Source organism: Spiroplasma endosymbiont of Clivina fossor (genome assembly GCF_964031115.1).
Taxonomy (GTDB): Bacteria; Bacillota_I; Bacilli_A; order Mycoplasmatales; family Nriv7; genus Nriv7.
The window spans coordinates 656,780-673,250 of sequence record NZ_OZ035006.1 but is presented as its reverse complement, the minus strand read 5'-3'; the positions used below and the strand labels follow the sequence as shown (position 1 = coordinate 673,250).

General features: G+C 25.8%; 18 protein-coding genes and 2 pseudogenes. 14 read left to right on the top strand and 6 right to left on the bottom strand.

Annotation, left to right across the window (positions count from 1 at the left end; genetic code table 4):
- Positions 1-16: 16 nt before the first annotated feature.
- The 5 genes from rplS to rpsP form a co-directional block, all read right to left on the bottom strand.
- Entirely contained in the window at positions 17-388 is a 372-nt protein-coding gene (gene rplS / locus AAHM82_RS04075) for a 50S ribosomal protein L19 (protein ID WP_342264612.1), read from the bottom strand.
- Positions 389-412: 24 nt separating this feature from the next.
- Positions 413-1,147 carry a tRNA (guanosine(37)-N1)-methyltransferase TrmD gene (trmD, locus tag AAHM82_RS04070; protein ID WP_342264611.1) on the bottom strand — a complete coding sequence of 245 codons (735 nt, stop codon included), beginning with the start codon at positions 1,145-1,147 and terminating at the stop codon, positions 413-415.
- Positions 1,148-1,170: 23 nt separating this feature from the next.
- Positions 1,171-1,677, bottom strand: coding sequence for a ribosome maturation factor RimM (gene rimM, locus AAHM82_RS04065; protein ID WP_342189927.1), 507 nt, complete (start codon positions 1,675-1,677; stop codon positions 1,171-1,173).
- Positions 1,677-1,925: a KH domain-containing protein gene (locus tag AAHM82_RS04060; protein ID WP_342264610.1), complete on the bottom strand. Its 249-nt coding sequence runs from the start codon at positions 1,923-1,925 to the stop codon at positions 1,677-1,679. The genes rimM and AAHM82_RS04060 overlap by 1 nt, the downstream gene beginning before the upstream one ends.
- A gap of 98 nt (positions 1,926-2,023) precedes the next feature.
- A complete protein-coding gene (gene rpsP / locus AAHM82_RS04055; RefSeq protein WP_342264609.1) occupies positions 2,024-2,365 on the bottom strand; it encodes a 30S ribosomal protein S16 in 342 nt (113 codons plus the stop codon).
- A gap of 308 nt (positions 2,366-2,673) precedes the next feature.
- Here rpsP and AAHM82_RS04050 point away from each other — a divergent pair, with 308 nt between their 5' ends.
- The 4 genes and pseudogenes from AAHM82_RS04050 to AAHM82_RS13210 all read left to right on the top strand — a co-directional run.
- The gene (locus AAHM82_RS04050; protein ID WP_342263352.1) at positions 2,674-3,633 is read left to right on the top strand and encodes an IS1/IS1595 family N-terminal zinc-binding domain-containing protein; all 960 of its coding nucleotides are present in this window, start codon (positions 2,674-2,676) and stop codon (positions 3,631-3,633) included.
- A gap of 438 nt (positions 3,634-4,071) precedes the next feature.
- The gene (gene pyrH / locus AAHM82_RS04045) at positions 4,072-4,794 is read left to right on the top strand and encodes a UMP kinase (RefSeq protein ID WP_342264608.1); all 723 of its coding nucleotides are present in this window, start codon (positions 4,072-4,074) and stop codon (positions 4,792-4,794) included.
- A 57-nt stretch (positions 4,795-4,851) separates the two neighbouring features.
- The gene (frr, locus tag AAHM82_RS04040) at positions 4,852-5,409 is read left to right on the top strand and encodes a ribosome recycling factor (RefSeq protein WP_342264607.1); all 558 of its coding nucleotides are present in this window, start codon (positions 4,852-4,854) and stop codon (positions 5,407-5,409) included.
- A gap of 524 nt (positions 5,410-5,933) precedes the next feature.
- Positions 5,934-6,167, top strand: a pseudogene (locus AAHM82_RS13210) (hypothetical protein); the annotation flags it as partial.
- Here the strand turns inward: AAHM82_RS13210 and AAHM82_RS04035 are convergent.
- Positions 6,102-6,800: an IS1/IS1595 family N-terminal zinc-binding domain-containing protein gene (locus tag AAHM82_RS04035; RefSeq protein ID WP_342264606.1), complete on the bottom strand. Its 699-nt coding sequence runs from the start codon at positions 6,798-6,800 to the stop codon at positions 6,102-6,104. The pseudogene AAHM82_RS13210 and the gene AAHM82_RS04035 sit on opposite strands and share 66 nt — an antisense overlap.
- Before the next feature lie 270 nt (positions 6,801-7,070).
- On the opposite strand from AAHM82_RS04035, the gene AAHM82_RS04030 reads away from it, so the two are divergent.
- From AAHM82_RS04030 to AAHM82_RS03990, 10 genes and pseudogenes are all read left to right on the top strand, one after another.
- Complete coding sequence (locus AAHM82_RS04030) at positions 7,071-7,415, top strand: hypothetical protein (protein WP_342264605.1); 345 nt, start codon at positions 7,071-7,073, stop codon at positions 7,413-7,415.
- Between the two features lie 288 nt (positions 7,416-7,703).
- On the top strand, positions 7,704-8,144 hold the full coding sequence (locus AAHM82_RS13205) for a transposase family protein (protein ID WP_342263396.1): 441 nt from the start codon (positions 7,704-7,706) through the stop codon (positions 8,142-8,144).
- Positions 8,141-8,533 carry a transposase family protein gene (locus tag AAHM82_RS13200; RefSeq protein ID WP_342264845.1) on the top strand — a complete coding sequence of 131 codons (393 nt, stop codon included), beginning with the start codon at positions 8,141-8,143 and terminating at the stop codon, positions 8,531-8,533. The genes AAHM82_RS13205 and AAHM82_RS13200 overlap by 4 nt, the downstream gene beginning before the upstream one ends.
- Before the next feature lie 360 nt (positions 8,534-8,893).
- Positions 8,894-9,106, top strand: a pseudogene (gene rpmE, locus AAHM82_RS13195) (50S ribosomal protein L31); the annotation flags it as partial.
- A 221-nt stretch (positions 9,107-9,327) separates the two neighbouring features.
- Entirely contained in the window at positions 9,328-11,259 is a 1,932-nt protein-coding gene (locus tag AAHM82_RS04015) for a hypothetical protein (protein WP_342264603.1), read from the top strand.
- Between the two features lie 16 nt (positions 11,260-11,275).
- Positions 11,276-12,229: a bifunctional oligoribonuclease/PAP phosphatase NrnA gene (locus tag AAHM82_RS04010; protein ID WP_342264602.1), complete on the top strand. Its 954-nt coding sequence runs from the start codon at positions 11,276-11,278 to the stop codon at positions 12,227-12,229.
- A complete protein-coding gene (locus AAHM82_RS04005) occupies positions 12,229-12,885 on the top strand; it encodes a thymidine kinase (protein ID WP_342264601.1) in 657 nt (218 codons plus the stop codon). Before AAHM82_RS04010 ends, AAHM82_RS04005 begins: the two co-directional genes overlap by 1 nt.
- A complete protein-coding gene (gene prfA, locus AAHM82_RS04000) occupies positions 12,836-13,915 on the top strand; it encodes a peptide chain release factor 1 (RefSeq protein ID WP_342264600.1) in 1,080 nt (359 codons plus the stop codon). The genes AAHM82_RS04005 and prfA overlap by 50 nt, the downstream gene beginning before the upstream one ends.
- Before the next feature lie 2 nt (positions 13,916-13,917).
- Positions 13,918-14,760, top strand: a complete 843-nt coding sequence (prmC, locus tag AAHM82_RS03995) for a peptide chain release factor N(5)-glutamine methyltransferase (protein WP_342264599.1) — start codon at positions 13,918-13,920, stop codon at positions 14,758-14,760.
- 77 nt (positions 14,761-14,837) lie between these two features.
- On the top strand, positions 14,838-16,430 hold the full coding sequence (locus AAHM82_RS03990) for a hypothetical protein (RefSeq protein ID WP_342264598.1): 1,593 nt from the start codon (positions 14,838-14,840) through the stop codon (positions 16,428-16,430).
- The last annotated feature ends 41 nt before the right edge of the window (positions 16,431-16,471 follow it).

Genomic DNA, 16,471 nt, shown 5'->3' with positions numbered 1-16,471 from the left:
CTACCTTTATTAATTATTATGCCTTATTTTTCTTATTAGAACTAACTACTTCTTTAATTCTGGCAGCTTTACCAATACGATCACGCATATAGTATAACTTCGCTCTTCTAACACGACCAATTTTTAAAACTTCAATCTTATTTATTAGCGGTGAATGTAAAGGGAAAGTTCTTTCAACACTAGTACTACCAGTAAGTTTTCTTACCGTAAAACTAGAACTAATATCTGACCCTTGACGCTTTAAAACTAAACCAGTAAAAACTTGTGTTCGTTTTTTGTTACCTTCATTAATTTCAACAGCAACACTTACTGTATCGCCAGATTTAAATTTTGGAATATCAGTACGAAGTTGTTGTTCAGTGATTTGTCGATCTAATTGCATATTCATAACAATTACTCCCTCCATTATTATTTATTTTTTATCTTTTTCTAATTCAGAAATTCAAATTTGCTCTTGTGGTGTTAATTGATTTAAATCAATTAAATCTGGTCGCTTTTTATATGTATTATAAAACGCTTGTTGTTTTCTTCAAATATCAATATTTTTATGATGACCTGATAATAAGACATCAGGAACTTGCTGATTATTAAAAACTAATGGTTTAGTAAATACAGGATAATCTAAATACTTACTAGTAAATGAATCATTTTGATGTGATGCTTCTTGAATAACACCCGGTAATAAGCGAATAACAGCATCACTTATAACCATACTGGCAATTTCACCAGCACTAAGAACATAATCACCAATAGATATTTCCATATCAACAAAATCTCTAATTCTTTCATCAAAACCTTCATAATGACCACAAACTAAAATTAATGAATTATTACTATTAGCCATTTCACTAGCAATATCCTGCTTAAATGTTTTTCCTTGTGGCGATAATAAAATCACTTGACTATTAGGGATTTGCTCACGAGCATAATTTATCGCTGCAACTACAATTGGCACCATTAATACCATGCCATTACCACCACCATATTGATAAGCATCAACTTGTTGATGCTTATCAATAGCAAAATCACGAAGATTAATGATATTAAACTTTACTTTTTCTTTCTTAACAGCATTCTTAATAATTGATGTATTAATAAAACTAACAAAGAGTTCGGGAAATAAAGTGATAATTTGAATTGTTGTCATTAATTTCTTGTCTCCTTTATAATTTATCAATTATTAATTAACTTAACATAAACAGTATTTTGTTCTCAAAGAATATTCATAATAAACTGTGAAACATCGGCCAACATTTTTTGTTCACCAATAACTGTTTGAATAACAAAAACACCATGCGCTTTAGTAATAAAGTAATCAATCACTTCACCAATAAGTGAATTATCATCAACATTGATAACTTGTAATCCAATATAGTTTTCAACTTCATCATCATTTACTAAATGAGGATTATTACTAAGTTGAAATAAATCTTGAGTCTTTAAAAATAAAATGTCGTTAATATAATCATAATTTTTAAATTTAACTAAAAGATCACCTTTATGACTTCTAGAACTAACAACCGTTAATATTTCATAAGTATAATTATTAGAATCATAAAAATATATATCATGATTAGCATCAAAGAATCGCTCATATTTAGGCATTAAACATCTAATCTTTACTTCGCCCTTTAAAGCATGAGTATTAATAACTTTACCAATTTTAACAAACTTCATTATTCGTTAAAAGCCTCTAAAGATACTTTAATTCTTTTTTGTTCTCTTGATGCCTTAACATTAACTAAACGACGAATCGAATCAATAATTAATCCTTTTTTACCGATTAATCTTGCCAAATCACTATCACTAGTCATAATAAGAATTTCTAATTTATTGTCATTTTCATTTAACATTCTAATTTGAATATTATTAATATCTTTAACAATTGGACTAATTAATATTTTAACAGTATTAATGTAATTCATCATTAGCTAACTCCATTTATTCTCTCGAATTTTTTTCATCAATAACCTTTACTTCTTTTGAAACTTTAACTGTTGATTTAGAATTACTACTTTTATCATTACTGACTTTGTTTTTTAACTTCCTTAGCTAAAACTTCTTTTTTAATCACTTTTTTCTCTGTTGATGATTTCTTTGGTTTATTTTTTTGTCGCAATTCATGAAATGCCTGCATAATTTTTTCTTTTGCAAATAAACTACGAACTGTTTCAGTTGGTTGAGCACCAACGGTTAATCACTTTAAAGCTAATTCTTTATTAATTTTTAACGAATCATTTAAAGAATCATATGTTCCAATTAATTCAATATATTCACCATCTCTTTTAATACGAGAATCAATAGCAACAATACGATAAAAAGGTTGTTTAGTTTTCCCCATCCTTTTTAGTCTTAATTTAACCATAAAATATAAGTACTCCTCTCACTATTATTGGTTTAGTTATCTTTTTAAACCATAATTAATAATATCGTTAATATATGTATATGTCAAGCAAATTTACTTAACAGGTCGCGTTTAGTTTTCTTAGGTATTTTTTAAAAAAGAAAAAATAATCATTTACTATAAATTATTTCAATATTCAAATTAAGTATATATTTCTTATGTATGATTTTTGTTGTAAAAAATTTTTAATTTTGTCGAAAACTCTTGATATTTATTGAATATACTTAATTTTAGGTATATTTTTAATATGATAGAGGTGGATAATAATTATGGAAAAAATAATTCAAGAACTAGTAAATACTTTAACAGATGATCAATTTTTAGAATTTTATGAAAAAGTCAAACAACAAGCAGAATTAATAAAAAAACAAAAACGTTTAAATGAAATTGATCAAAAATTTAGAGCGCAAGGTATTAAATGCCCTAAATGTGAATCTTACCATTGCGTTAAAAATGGACATAATTCAGAAGGAAAACAAAAATATTTATGTAAAAATTGCCGTGCAAGTTTTGACGCTTTTCGTAATCATTTTATTTATTGAAGTCATTTAAATTATGAACAATGAAATTTATTGATTCAAATTTCATTGCTGGGGCAATCTAGTAAAACAATTTCTCGTTTTATTAAAACTACATTAAAAACTGCTTGATATAATCGTCAAAAATTAATGAAATCAAAACAATTAGAAAATACCCAATTAAAATTTAAAAAATTATCTGGTAAAATCCAAATCGATGAAACATTTATTAAAGAAATTCATAAAGGAAATTTCAAATATAAAACTGATCCACGAAGAATTCACCTTGACCCATTCGCAACTAATACTAAATGCTGTATTCAAATGGCAATTGATAATAATAACAATATTTATGTTAAATCCACAAACACCAAACGTTTACAAAAACAATGAGTTATTGAAAATATGAACAAAGAATTAATTAACGAAAATTCAATTATTACTTCTGATATGCAAAAATTATATTTTTTAGTAGCAAAACAAACAAATTCTACTTTATGTGTAACTAAAACAACAATTAATCCTGAAGCTAGTTATCGTAACTTAAATAAAATCAGTAAATTACAATCTAGTCTTAAAGAAGCCTTAATTCATTATCATGGTTTAGGTTTTACTAATATTCAAAATTATTTAAATCTCTGAAAATGAAAATACCAACATAAGGGTTTAACTCCAAACCAACAAACAGCGGTATTATATTTTAATGTATAAAAAAGTTAAAGTAAAAATAGTAATTTTACATAAAAGCCTTTTAAAATTATCAAGTTGATGATTTTTTTTATTTTATCAAGAGTTTTCGACAAAATTAAAATAAAAAATTATTTTAATGTTGTTTTTATAAGCATTTTACTTAGTTTTTATAACCTTTTATTAAGATTATGTTTGTTAATATTAAATATTTTGTTTTATTACTTATTTTTCAAATAAAACGATAATTAAATTGTAGTTACTTTTCTTTCAAAATTAATCAAATATTTTTCCACCTAACAAAACTTTATGCGTCTATTTTCATAAAAGCCTTTTAAAATTATCAAGTTGATGATTTTTTTTATTTTATCAAGAGTTTTTGACAAAATTAAAAAAGTTTTTCTTTTTATTTAAAAAAATCTCGTATAAAATATATATGGGAAGAAGAAGTAGGTGTGAATAATGGAATTTAAATATAAGCGATGTTTATTAAAAATTAGTGGTGAAGCTTTAGGTGGTGTTAGCATTTATGATCCACAGCGAATGCAAAATATTGTTAAACAAATTATTACTTTATCGCAAGAAGGAATTGAAATTGCTGTTGTTGTTGGTGGTGGTAACATTTGAAGAGGGGTTAATGCTAAAATCGCTGGTTTGGATAAGGTTAATGCTGATTATATGGGGATGTTAGCTACGGTAATGAATGCTTTAGCTTTAGAAGCTGAATTTAAAAATCAAAACTTTGATAAAGTAATTATTCAATCATCAATTGAAATGAATAAAATTTGTGAACCTTATTATTTTAAAAAATGTTTGTCACGATTATCTAAGGGTTATGTTGTTATTTTAGCAGCGGGAACGGGATATCCTTATTTTACAACTGATACTGCGGCGGCATTACGAGCGGCGGAAATTAAAGCTGATGTCTTATTAATGGCTAAAAATGGTGTTGATGGTGTTTATAGTGCTGACCCAAAAATAGATAATACTGCTACTCATTATAAGTTTTTAACTTATGAGGACATAACGCAAAAGCAATTACGCGTAATGGATTTAACAGCAATTACAATGAGTATGGAAGCTAATTTAAAGATTATTGTGTTTGATATTAATAAACCAGATAATATTGTTAAAGCTTTACAGGAAAATACTAAAATTACAATTATTAGTAGTAGCAATAAATAGTTAAAGTTTTTAAGAAATAAGATTAAATTACAGTAATAAAAGTAAGGAGAATAATTAATGTTAATTGAGGCATTACAATTAGAAATTGAACAAATAAAAGAAGAAATGGAAAAGGTTTTAGAAAGTTTACGATATGAATTAAGTAAGATTCGTACAGGAAGAGCTAATCCTTTAATTCTTGCTTCTGTTTTGGTAGATTATTATGGTAGTTTAATGCCAGTTAATCAAGTTGCTGCAATTACGGTTGTTGAAGGGCGACAACTTGTTATTAAACCTTATGATCGAAGTATTATTAAGCAAGTTATTGTTGCAATCACTAAAGCTAATTTGCAAGTTTCATTGCAAGACCAAGGTGATTATATTAGAATGAATGTCCCGCAGTTAACTGAAGAAAAACGCAAAGAATTTGTTCAGCAAGTAAAAAAGATTACTGAAGAAATGCGAGTTGGGATTCGTAATTTAAGGCGAGATATTAATGAAATTATTAAAAAATCTAAATTGCCTTTAGATGATGTTAAATCTTATCAAGAAGATATTCAAAAATTAACTGATGAATATATTGCTAAGGCTGATGTTATGGCGTTAGAAAAAGAAAAAGAATTAATGACGGTTTAATAGAAATAAAACTCTCCTTTATCTAGGAGAGTTTTATTTTGTTTAAAGTTATTTACGAGCATATTTTTTACAGTAATATAAATTTCAATATAATGCGCGGGACAAAATAGGAAAATCAGAATTAGAGCGGAGACAGTAATCTCTCGATAACTACATCACATTGTTCCGCCAAAATCTTCAATTCTAATAAGCGACATTGTTGCTACTAAGGTTAAGAGAATTAAGGCAAGCAATGAAATGCTAAAAAGCACCATTGCTATTTTTGCTTTTATTTGACTGAAATGAAAAAAAATTTGTAAACTGATAAAAATAATACTAAAAGTAACAAAGGTTATAAAATAATGAAATGGAAAAAAAGTAACATTACTTGGGATAAGACATTTTTCAAGAATAATTTTAATTTCATCATAGGCATTAGTACGATTACTTCCAGTTAAACTATTAGGATAAAGAAGCATCATTGTTATTCAAAAAAAAAATCGGGCCTGTCCAAAATTCTGTGTCTCGATAATTCATTCTGAATTATACTTAAACGAAGGAGAACAGAAAATGACAAAAAAAAAATAAAAAAAGAACCTGATGCAATTGACAAAGTTGTTGATTATTTTTTAGAAAATATTGATAATCCACAAGATTTATTTAAAGGCAATACTATTTTTCAGGAATTTACCAAAAAATTAACTGAACGAATGTTAAATACGGAAATTAAAGATCATCTTGAAACTGATGAGAATCATAATAAAAGAAATGGCAACACACTGTAAACGTTTGGTGTTTGTGGAGTTAACATAAATATTGTTATTATTATCAATTGCCATTTGAATACAGCATTTAGTATTAGTTGCGAATGGGTCAAGGTGAATTCTTCGTGGATCAGTTTTATATTTGAAATTTCCTTTATGGATTTCTTTAATAAATGTTTCATCGATTTGGATTTTACCAGATAATTTTTTAAATTTTAATTGGGTATTTTCTAATTGTTTTGATTTCATTAATTTTTGACGATTATATCAAGCAGTTTTTAATGTAGTTTTAATAAAACGAGAAATTGTTTTACTAGATTGCCCCAGCAATGAAATTTGAATCAATAAATTTCATTGTTCATAATTTAAATGACTTCAATAAATAAAATGATTACGAAAAGCGTCAAAACTTGCACGGCAATTTTTACATAAATATTTTTGTTTTCCTTCTGAATTATGTCCATTTTTAACGCAACAGTAAGATTCACAGTTAGATCATTTAATACCTTGCGCTCTAAATTTTTGATCAATTTCATTTAAACGTTTTTGTTTTTTTATTAATTCTGCTTGTTGTTTGACTTTTTCATAAAATTCTAAAAATTGATCATCTGTTAAAGTATTTACTAGTTCTTGAATTATTTTTTCCATAATTATTATCCACCTCTATCATATTAAAATATACCTAAAATTAAGTATATTCAATAAATATCAAGAGTTTTCGACAAAATTAAAATAAAAAATTATTTTAATGTTAGTTTTATAAGCATTTTAATTAGTTTTTATAACCTTTTATTAAGATTATGTTTGTTAATATTAAATATTTTGTTTTATTTCTTATTTTTCAAATAAAAAGGTAATCAATTTTTAGGTGCTTTTCTTTCAAAATTATTTAAACCTTTGCCTACCTAACAAAACTTTATGCGTCCACGTTTACAAAAACAATGAGTTATTGAAAATATGAACAAAGAATTAATTAACGAAAATTCAATTATTACTTCTGATATGCAAAAATTATATTTTTTAGTAGCAAAACAAACAAATTCTACTTTATGTGTAACTAAAACAACAATTAATCCTGAAGCTAGTTATCGTAACTTAAATAAAATCAGTAAATTACAATCTAGTCTTAAAGAAGCCTTAATTCATTATCATGGTTTAGGTTTTACTAATATTCAAAATTATTTAAATCTCTGAAAATGAAAATACCAACATAAGGGTTTAACTCCAAACCAACAAACAGCGGTATTATATTTTAATGTATAAAAAAGTTAAAGTAAAAATAGTAATTTTACATAAAAGCCTTTTAAAATTATCAAGTTGATGATTTTTTTTATTTTATCAAGAGTTTTCGACAAAATTAAAAAATTATCTTGAAAATCTTCATCACTTAAATGCATATCTTCACTAAGATGAATAACCTTATGACATGGACAAGTTTCACAAACTAAATGAACTAAGACAGGATTTGATAGTTCAAAAACAATAGACTTCTTGCAAAATTAATTTAAAATATAATTGAATTGTTGTTTTTAATAAAAAGGTGGAATTTAAATGAAATTTAAAAAAAATAATCAAATAAGTGATAAAAATTTTTTAAGATTAACTGGTATTAAACATACTACTTTTAATAAAATGCTAGAAATTTTAAAAATAGAAGAATTAAAAAAGAGATTTCGTCGCGGAAGAACCAATAAATTATCATTAGAAAATCGTATTTTAATGACTTTAGAATATTGAAGAGAATATAGAACTTATTTTCATATTGCAAAAAGTTATGATATTAGTGAAAGTAGTTGTTATAGAAATATCAAATGAATTGAAGACACTTTAATAAAACACCCTAATTTTCAACAACTTACTGGTCAAAAATCACTATTAAAAGATTATTTCAAAGATAAGACTGTTATAATTGATGTAACTGAAAGCCAAATCCAACGCCCAAAAAAAGACAAAAACAGCACTACTCAGGAAAAAAGAAAAAACACACAATAAAAACACAAGTTATAATTGAAAAAGATAGTAAAAAAATTATTAGTTCTGATTTTTCTTATGGTAAAAACCATGACTTTAAAATTTTAAAAGATTCAAAAATTAAATTTTTACCAGAAACAACTGTTTTAGTGGATTTAGGTTATCAAGGCATACAAAAAATTAATCATAATGTTTTAATTCCTAAAAGAAAATCAAAGAAAAACCCTTTAAATAAAGAAGAAAAGCAAAATAATGAGCGAATTTCAAAAATGAGAATTGTTATTGAAAATGTTTTTGCTATACTTAAAAAATTTAAAATTATTAGTGAAAAATATCGAAATCGTAGAAAAAGATTTGCTTTAAGATTTAATTTAATAGCTTCAATTTATAATTTACAACTATTAGTTTAAATATATTTGATAATTTAAAATTTCAGTCTTTTTTTATTGTAAATAATAATTTTTATTATGTTTTAATGACAAAATATTTGTAAAAATAATCTAAAAATTATTTTAATAACACTTTTATATTTATTTTAAATTTAAAAATTATAATTATCATATTAATTTTGCAAGAAGTCTAATGAATAAAAATGACAATAACAAGAAGGGCGAGGTTAGTTTAGTAGTTAAATAATATAATTAGCTGATTGTTTTATTTCTTCAAAGCAATACCTAAGAAAACTAAACGCGACCCCAATCTTTGCCGATTTTGTAATTAACATAATATATGTTATTATTTTATAGTGAAAATATTTTAGAGGTGGAATAATGAATAAAAAAGGTCAAGAGAATGCTATTAACTATTATGAAGCAGAAATTACTTGTATAACATGTTCTAATGTCTTTACTGTTGGTTCAACTAAGGGAAAAGAAATTAGAATAGATGCTTGTTCAAAATGTCATCCTTTTTATACTGGTCAACAACAATCAATGCGTGCTGATGGTCAAGTAGAAAAGTTTGCTAAGCAACAAGCAAAACAACAAGAAATTTTAAAGCAACAAATTGCAAATGCTAAAAATCAAAAACCAATCGTTAAAAATGCAAGTAAAAAAAGTGATAAGTTAAAAGAGGTATCATTAGAAGACTTGAAAAATTCTTTAAACAAATAGTTTAAAACTCACTAAAACAAATTATAGTGAGTTTTTTCGTATTATTTTTAGTTTGTCGTATAATGTAATGAGACTAAGAAATAGGTGATTTTGTGATATTAGAACTTAAGGATATTGTTGTTAAACAAAAAGATATTGTTATTTTAAAAAATATTTCCTTTAATATTTCTAATAATGATGTTTGTGTTTTACTTACTAATTCTTATGAAGAAAAAAATGCTTTATTTAAAGTTTTTAAAGATGGTAAGAATTTAGAAACTGGACAAATAATTTTTAATGAAGAAAATATTACAACACAATTACCAAAAAAACGCCCGTTAGCATTAATTTTTCCGCAAAAATTTCTTTTTTCAATTTTTTCAATTCCTTGAAAATTAACTAGTTTATATTTAAAAAATGAAAATTTTTATTTACAAGCTAAACAAGATTATCGTGATGCTAAACATCATTTAAATGATTTAATTGATAATGGTATTAATCTTGATAAGAAAAAATATAAAGACCAGTTACGAGATTTTAATGAGAATTTTCTTAAAAATAGTCGGATTCTTGAAGAAACACGGATTAATAAATATTATGAGTTTATTAACAAATTTCATCAAACAGCAATTAAACAAATTATGAAGGATGTTAATGCTAATAATACTTCAATTTTAATGCAAAGATTTCAAAGTTGAGTTGTAGAAGCGGAAAAATTAACAATTTTAAATAGTTGGTTAACTTTTTTACAAGCTTTATGAGATAAAATTTTTATTTTAACAAGAATGGAAAAAAGCTGTCATTGTCATCAAGGACATAAGGAAAATAAGCGTTCATTTAAGATGAAAGAAGTAACATTTGTTGCTAATGAGTTTTTAGAAACTTTAGATGGAGAAATTACTGAGTTAAGAAAAAATATTTTACAAGCGGAAATTGATACGAAAGCATATGCGAAAAACTTTTGAAAGTTAGTTAAAAGCATTGAATATCAACATAAAAATGCTGATTTTATTCGTTTAAAAAAAAGTAATAAGTTTAAGCAGTGAAAGCAGGCAACAAGAGAATATCACAATGAATTTTATTTTCAACAAGGACAAATTATTAGTGAAATTTTAGTTTCAGAAATTAAAATGCTTCAAGGAAAGATTATGAATGAAACCTATATTTATCATCAATTGCTTTTAAATGGTTTTGATAAAATTAGTGTAAAAAAGTTTAAAAATGAAGTTCATACTGCTAGTAGAGCAGTTATTAGAGTTCGTCAACAAGCTTGATTACAAGTAAAGAATATTATTGATGATATTGAGCTAAAAGGCTTAAAGTTTAGTTTTATTTGACAATTTACGCGTTGAGATTGCATTAAGTTGCAAATTGCTATTGCTCTTATTCAACAAAAACGGTTACTTATTATTGATGATACTTTAGTTAAACAATCTAAACAGTATAAAAATGAGTTTGGTCATTTAATTGAAAAACTTCAAAAGCATTATAATTTAACGATTCTTATTATTAGTAAATATGGTTATCGTGTTATTGATGTTGCCCAAAAAGTTATTATTTTACAAAATGGTGATATTGTTCAGCAAGATACAAAAGAAAATATTATTGCGCAACCTTTTAATAAGGATGTTTTACAGGCGATTAGTTCACCACATTTAAATTGGTTTGCGTACTTTAATTATACTGAATCGTGATTATTAATTGATAATATTAATATTGTCAGTTTAAAGACACTTTATATGGAAAATAAAAATTTTAGTTTTAATGTTGGTATTTTACCAGAAAAAATTGTTCCTGATTTTTACAAACATAAAATAAAAGTTATTAATAAGCAACCCCTTTATGGGTGAGTTATTAAGTTAAAAAAAATGCGTAAAGGTGATTGGTTACTTGATGTAATTTTAAATGATAATAAAATTATTAAAGTAATAACTCCACCATCAAATAATAAAAAATTTTTAAAAGAAGAAATTAAATTTGATATTTTGTCGGGAGGTATTTATTTGTTTGATAGTAAAACTGATCAATTAATTAAGAGATGATAGAGGAGAATAATAAAAAATGACAAAGCAAATCTGAGATAAGATAAAAGAATATTCCACGGTAATAATTTTGCGCCATATTAGTCCTGATGGTGATGCGTATGGTGTACAATTTGGTTTAAAACATTTAATTGGTGCTAATTTGCCTCATATTAGAGTTTTAACTGGGGGTGTTAGCTTATTAGACTTGAATTATATTGGTATCTGTGATGATGTTAAGGAAGAAGACTATCGTGATGCTTTAGTAATTATTGGTGATTGTGCTAATGCCGAGCGAATTGATGGCAGTGGATGAGAAAAAGGAAAATATAAGATTAAAATTGATCATCATCCATTTTATGAACAATATGCTGATTTAGAGTGAATTGATGATGTGGCACCATCAGCAAGTGAAATGGTAGCAAAGTTAGCTTTAGATAATAACTTGCAAGTTACAAAGGAGGCTGCTAAAGCGTTATTTCATGGAATGGTAACTGATACGGGAAGGTTTCTTTATGGTAATTTGCGACCAGAAACTTTTTTATTAGCAAATTTTTTAATGACAACGGGTTTTAATATTGAACAACTTTATAATAATTTGTATCAACGACCAATGAATATTATAAAATTTCAAGCGTTTGCTTTGAGTAATTTTACGGTTACTGACAATGGTGTTGCTTTTTTAAAGTTAACACCAGATATTTTGAAAGAATTTTTAATTACTAAAGAAAAAGCTAATAATTTAGTTAATCTCTTAGGGAGGATTTTGGGAATACATATATGAGCATTTTGTAGTCAAGATGAAAATGATGAGTTTATTAAAATTAGTATTCGGAGTACGGGATTAAAAATTAATGATTTAGCAACAAAATATGGTGGCGGTGGTCATCATCGTGCAGCTGGTGTAAAAACTAATTCTTGACATACTGTTGATGCTTTATTAAATGATTTAAATTTGTTAGCAAAAAATATTAATCAAAGTGAGGGGAAATAATGTATGTGCGTTATAAAGATGGATGAATTGAAGTAATTAGTGGTTGTATGTTTGCTGGTAAAACTGAGGAATTAATCCGTCGAATAAATATGTTATCATTTGCTAATAAAAAAATTCAAATTTTTAAACCATTAATTGATAATCGTTATGAAGAAGAAGAAGAAATTGTTAGTCATAATAAAAGAAAAATTAAAGCAATAAGAATTGGTAATGTGCAACAATTAATTGAATTTTTAGATAATGATACTGAGGTTATTGCGATTGATGAAATTCAGTTTTTTACAAATGATATTTTAATAGTTTTAGAACAATTAGCAGATCAGGGGAAGAGGATTATTGTTGCTGGGTTAGATAAAGATTTTCGTGGTGAACCTTTTAAATGTATGCCCGAATTATTAACGAGAGCTGAATTTGTTACTAAATTAGAAGCAATATGTGTTAAATGTCATTCGCCGGCAACAAGAACTCAAAGAATAATTAATGGATTTCCTGCTAGTTATCATGATCCGATTGTTTTAATTGGTGCTAATGAATTTTATGAGGCACGTTGTCGTCATTGTCATATTGTTAATGATTATCCACAAACTAATATTAAGGAGAATAAAAATGAATGTCAAAACCCGAGAACGATTGGAAACAATGAAACATCGTTATAATGAAATTAATAGTTTACTAAGTCAATCCGATATTAATAATAATATTGAATTATTAACTAAGTTATCTAAAGAAAGAGCTAAACTTAATGATACAGTATTGCTATATATGAAATATCTAAGTATTGAAAGCAATCTTCAAGAAATTAAAAATATTTTTCAAAATGAAAAAGATGCTGATTTGTTAAATTTAGCAAAAGAAGAATTAAAAGGTAATGAAGAATCATTATTATTTGTTGAACAGCAGTTAACAGTTGCATTATTGCCGACAAACCCTAATGATGATAAAAATGTTATTATTGAAATTCGTGGTGCTGCTGGTGGTGATGAAGCTAATATTTTTGCTGGTGATTTATATCGGATGTATTTTCGATATTGTGAATCACAAAATTGAAAAACAGAACTTTTGGATGCCCGAATATCAAATTCAGGTGGTTTTTCGCAAATTTCATTTTTGATTAAAGGTGAAAAAGTCTATGGAAAAATGAAATTTGAAGCTGGTAGTCATCGCGTGCAAAGAATTCCTAAAACCGAATCACAAGGAAGAGTTCATACTTCTACAGCTACGGTTGTTGTCTTACCCGAAGCTAGTGCTTTAGATGTTGATGTTAAACCGTCAGAATTAAAAATTGATACTTATCGAGCTTCTGGTGCTGGGGGGCAACATGTTAATACTACTGATTCAGCAGTACGCATTACTCATTTACCAACTGGAATTGTGACAACTTCACAAGATGGTCGCAGTCAACATGATAATAAGGATAAGGCTTTAAAAGTGTTACTTGCTAAAATTTATGAAGCTAAACTTGAAGCTCAGCAAAGTGAAATGGTAACATTACGAAAAAGTGCTGTTGGTAGTGGTGTACGGGCAGAAAAAATTCGAACATATAATTATCCTCAAAATCGTGTTAGTGACCATCGGATTAATTTGACATTAAATAAACTTGATCGAATTATGCTAGGTGAACTTAATGAGATTATTAATGCTTTAATTGATGATGAACAAAAAAGAAAAATGGGAATGGAAGATTAGTTATGACCTATCATCAGTTATTACAAAAGGGTCAAAAATTATATGCTGATTATCGTAGTCACCATTGTAAGTGATTATTAGCTCATTTAGCAGACTATTCATTGCAAGAATTATATGCCAATTTAGATATTGAAAGTAAAGTTAGTGAAGAAGACTTTTATGCTTTAATTAATATTAATTTACAGGGAAAACCGTTGGCATATATTTTAGGTTATCAAACTTTTTTGGGACGTGATTTTATTGTTAACCCTAATGTTTTTATTCCGCGTACTGAAACACAAGAATTAGTAGAAAATCTTTTGTATTATGTTGATGACTATTTTCAAGATGTAAAGCAAATTAAAGTACTTGATATTGCTACGGGTAGTGGTGCGATTGCTATTAGTTTAGCGTTAGAAGAAGAAAAAGTTTTTGTTGTTGCTAGTGATATTAGTAGTGAAGCTTTAAAAGTTGCAAAAGCTAATGCGCTAAATCTTAATTGTCAAAATATTAAATTTGTTAATAGTAATTTGTTAGCATCCTTTGTTAATAATGATGATAAGTTTGATATTTTAGTATGTAATCCCCCTTATATTGGAATTGATGAACAGATTGAAAATACGGTTAAAGATTATGAACCGCATTTAGCATTATTTGCTACTGATAATGGTTTATTTTTCTATAAATTAATTTTTAAACAAGTAAAAACAATAATGAATAATAAATATTTATTAGCCTTTGAATTTGGTTATTCACAAAAAGCGGCTTTAGAAGTATTAGTAAAGCAATATTTTGCAACTAGTGAATATGAATTTATTAAAGATATTAGTGATCGATGAAGAATGCTTTTTATTTACAATGAATAATAAATAATTTTATAGTAAAATAATGACATTAGAAAATAAAAAACGACATTAGAAAATAAAGAATTGGGTGAAATGAAATGAAGGGTAAAGCAACAAAACCATTGTTAATATCACTTTTTTTAATTTTTTTGTTAGCACCGGGAATTGCTTTTCTTATTGTTTTGGTCAATGATTCATTAGTTACAACTTTTACTAATGATCTTAATGTTTTTACAAGAGAAGAATATTACTTACAATATTTTCAAGATACTTATAATTTTTCTTTGGAAAATACTAAAATCCTTTTGCAATATTTATCTGATTTTTATGATTTTAAAATAATTTTCAGTATGAATGCGCAACTTGCTTATACAATTACGGGAACTTCATTAGTATTTTTAGGGATTTTTATTATTTTAGGGGGAGCATTTTTTTTAAATAAAAAATGAAAAACAACAAGTGCATTAGTAGTTGTTTTATTAATTTTTTGAATTATAACAATTGTTGGTTTTGGATTATTAGCTGTGGGGCAATATAAATATCAATGAACTAATGAAGCAACTTTAAATTCGCTAGTAAAAGTTAAGGATGCGAAAGATATTATCATTATTCCCAATCCTTATCATTTTGCGATTGAAGAATTTCATGAATTTTTAGTGGTGTTATCGGGTAAAAAGATTCATTCTGAAGCTATTGACTGATTTAAAAATTTTCTTTTTAAAGAATTTTATCAAAAGTTAATTAATTTAAAAGGAAATACTAATGACTGAATTAGTGAAGTTGGTATTTGATGAGTTTTTCTTATTCAAGCAACATTAGTTTCTTTAATTGTTGCTTTTGATTATACTAGTTATGCTAGTCATTTAGTGAAACCGGCTTTTGTTTTTAATAAACGGGAAAAAATTTTATTATTTGGTCAAAATTGGTTTCGAAAAACTTGGGTTTCTTTTAAACAACCAACAATTTGAAATGTTTTGCGAATTTCAATTTTTTTAATTTCAATATTTATTTTAATTGAAGTTATTTTAATTATTGCTAATTTTCTGAATAAAGATTTAGTAAATCTTTATGATTTGTTATCAAAATTTCCTTATGGTTATAATAACCCTAGAAATATTCTTGAAATTCCTGGACAATCACAAGAAATTATTCGTGAGACTTTTTTGATTGAAATTTTAGCACCAATTTATTATTATCCTAATTTACCAACTGTTTTTGTTGTGCAATTTGTGCCAATTTTAGGTTTAACATTTTTAATAATTATTTGAAGTGTATCTTTTGTTCTTACTAAAAGGATATCTTATTTATCTCGTGGTTCAATAATCTTATTTTATACTTTTTTTCTGCCAATTCTTTTTGTTGGTTTATTTCTTTTTACATATTCACAAACTAATACTAATAATTTAATTGCTGTTGCTAATGATATGCTTTATAAACTTAAAGAAAAATATCCTGATTTTCAGATATCATATTATAAATCATCCTTATTTGGGGGTGCTATTTCTAATACTGGCGAGTGAATTGTGTTTAGTGTTGAAATTATTGTTCTTGCTGTCTTTTCAATTATTATTTCAATTTTGTTATGGAAAATTTATCAACAAGATAATTTAAAAATAAAAATGACAATTCCTAATTTTATTTTAGAAAAGAAAAAACGAGTTAAAAAAGTAAAAAAAATATCTAAAAAATAAAAGACTTGGTACATAACCTTTAATTTTATCTACTATTTTGA